Raw genomic sequence first — 1,783 nt, 5'->3', positions numbered from 1 at the left:
AAAGGAGCATTCCTGTTAGAAAGATTTTCGGGGACTTGAACAAAAAAGAGCCCTCTTGGTATGATATGGGGTGTCAAATCTGCAGAATTGACCCCTAACTTAGTTAACCAAGGAGGACTCCAAAATGGATTTTAAACAAAATCAGAAAATAAATCAAGTCACCGAAAAAACACTCGTAGTCGGAATCGATATTGCGAAGCAGACACACTACGCTTGCTTTGTGGATGATCGGGGACGAGTGCTCCAAAAATCCTTTTCGGTATTGCAGTCTAATGATGGTTTTCAGTATTTTTATCATCGTATTCTTACTGCGATGAAAGAACATGGAAAAACAGAAGTTATCGTAGGAATTGAACCTACTGGTCATTACTGGCTCAATTTAGCCTATTTCCTTGAGGAACATGGTATTCCTATCGTGATGACCAATCCCATACATGTCAAACGGTCAAAAGAGTTGGATGATAATTTGCCAACCAAACATGACCGGAAAGATGCCCTAGTCATCGCCCGTCTGATTAAGGATGGTCGCTTTAGTTATCCACGTATTTTAAAAGACATGGAGGCTGAACTTCGGGTTGGTTCCACTTTTAGAAATAAATTGACCGAGGAACTAGGCGTTGTCAAAAACAGGATGATTCGGTGGTTAGATCGCTATTTTCCTGAATTTACTCAGGTGTTTCCATCTTTCGGGAAGATGGCCTTGGCGGTACTTGAATGTACCCCATTCCCAAGTGATCTTCATCAAAAGCTACCCGATGAAATCTTGACGCTTTATCGGAAGGTCGAGGGACTCAAATCCCCTCAAAGACCGAAAGCTATGCGTCTTATTGAAGTCGCAGCTAACTCTATCGGAGTAACAGAAGGACGTGAGATGGCACGTATAGAAATCGCCACACTCGTCCGCCGTTACCATCAACTTGAACAAGATATCGAAAGCATTACTCAGCACTTAGTTGAGATTGTACAAACATCTGTAGAATATGAATGGCTATCAACGGTTCCAGGGCTTGGAGATACAACGATTGTTGATTTATTAGCTGAAATCGGAAGCTTCTCACACTACGAAGATCCACGCCAATTAATGAAACTCGCGGGATTAACGTTACGTGAAAACTCCTCTGGTCAGCACAAAGGTCAAAAGCGCATCTCTAAACGAGGGAGAAGAAAGCTGCGTGCCCTCCTCTTCCGGGTCATGATGCCAATGGTTCGTCACAATGAGGCCTTTAGACAGTTACATGAGTATTACACAAACCGTAAAGTTAATCCTTTGCGCAAGAAGCAATCCATTGTGGTTCTGTGTGGGAAACTATTAAAAGTGTTGCATGGAATCAGTACAAAGCACAAAGCGTTTGACGCTCAGCGAATGATGAAGGATATTCCAAGTCTCGCAGAGGCTATGTAAGTTCTACATCCCCTGAATAGACCTAGACAACAGGATGACACGGAGAAGCTGGCACTATTTTTTTCCATTCGACCTTGAGTCCCTAAAGGAGCTTTGCTAGCCTCTGCCTTATGACTAGACCGAACGAAGGAATGTAGGCACACAGATGCCCAGAGACATGGGAGGGTACGTCATCATAAGGGACGCAGAGATCCATGGTGCATCGTATAAATTTTTATCACTACTTTCCACCATTATCCAGTAGTGACAGCGTAGCGTATCTATGTATTGGAATAGTTTAACATATTAGGTAAATTTTATTAGGAATCGTGTCGAAAAATATTTTTTTGGCACTCCAACAGCGGTTCAAACCGTTGATATATCAATATTTATAGAGGGAGG

General features: G+C 42.5%; 1 protein-coding gene. It reads left to right on the top strand.

Translation table 11 applies throughout. The features are described from left to right. Nucleotides 1–124: 124 nt before the first annotated feature. Nucleotides 125–1,402 carry an IS110 family RNA-guided transposase gene (locus PZE06_RS25655; RefSeq protein WP_095314896.1) on the top strand — a complete coding sequence of 426 codons (1,278 nt, stop codon included), beginning with the start codon at nt 125–127 and terminating at the stop codon, nt 1,400–1,402. The last annotated feature ends 381 nt before the right edge of the window (nt 1,403–1,783 follow it).

The organism is Robertmurraya sp. DFI.2.37, assembly GCF_029211245.1.
Lineage (GTDB): Bacteria > Bacillota > Bacilli > Bacillales > Cytobacillaceae > Robertmurraya > Robertmurraya methanolica_A.
The sequence above is the reverse complement of the archived record's forward strand: the minus strand, read 5'-3'. Positions and strand labels throughout refer to the sequence as shown.

What these genes read in the sequence shown, in the direction of transcription:
- PZE06_RS25655 (WP_095314896.1), top strand. Translation starts at nt 125, where the DNA reads ATGGATTTTAAACAAAATCAGAAAATAAATCAAGTCACCGAAAAAACA.